2 protein-coding genes are annotated in these 682 nt (G+C 65.2%); both read right to left on the bottom strand.

The features are described 5' to 3' along the window. The coding region (locus tag EXE44_RS17670) for an AAA family ATPase (protein WP_158293499.1) at window positions 1–351 on the bottom strand (351 nt) is incomplete at its 3' end. Continuing rightward, the gene (locus tag EXE44_RS17665; RefSeq protein WP_092924188.1) at window positions 351–635 is read right to left on the bottom strand and encodes a hypothetical protein; all 285 of its coding nucleotides are present in this window, start codon (window positions 633–635) and stop codon (window positions 351–353) included. The genes EXE44_RS17670 and EXE44_RS17665, both read right to left, overlap by 1 nt. Window positions 636–682 lie beyond the last annotated feature (47 nt).

The following is a 682-nucleotide window of genomic DNA, read 5'->3' as shown; positions in this document are numbered from 1 at the left end:
CTCCACGAGGACGAACGCGTCCGGCGAGACGTCCTGAAGCACTTCGACCGGGAGCCCCTGGACGTAGCCGGTCTGCGTTTCGACCGCGAGGTGCGTCGAGAGGATCACGTTCGTCGTCTCCGCCTCCTCGGCGACGAACTCGCCCGCGCGACGCTGGAGGCGACGCGTCTCGGTCTGCGAGAGCGTGCCGAGTTGGGCCCGCTCGGTCGTGATGCCCATCGTCGCCGCCTGTTCGAGCATCACGTCCCCGAAGTTGATCAGCTTGTACCCGTCTCCGAGTCCGCGTCGGACCGCCTGACAGACGCTCGAGAGACCGACGCCGTTGACTCCCGACACGAGCGTGACGGACATCAGAAGCTCACCTCATTCTCCTCGTCCCCCGGTATTCCGCCGCGGTCGTCGTAGTACCGGCGGCCGATGAACTGGGCGCCGACGAGCAGCATCAGCGTGTCGTAGAGGTCGTCCGCCGAGTCGAACGTCTCGACGTCCGATCGATCGATGACCGCCCGGATCGTCGTGGACTCCCCGTCCGGCGGCGACAGCTCCGTGTCACCGACCGTCTCCAGCACCTCGTCTCGGGGCGCCGGAAACTGTAGCTTCCTCGCGAACAGGTCACGAGTTTCTGGTAAGCGCATACATACCATATGTCAGCGCACGCGAGCATAAGTGTACGTGTGACCGG

The sequence above is a fragment of the Halorubrum sp. SS7 genome, assembly GCF_005435055.1.
GTDB classification, from domain to species: Archaea; Halobacteriota; Halobacteria; order Halobacteriales; family Haloferacaceae; genus Halorubrum; species Halorubrum salinarum.
The sequence above is the reverse complement of the archived record's forward strand: the minus strand, read 5'-3'. Positions and strand labels throughout refer to the sequence as shown.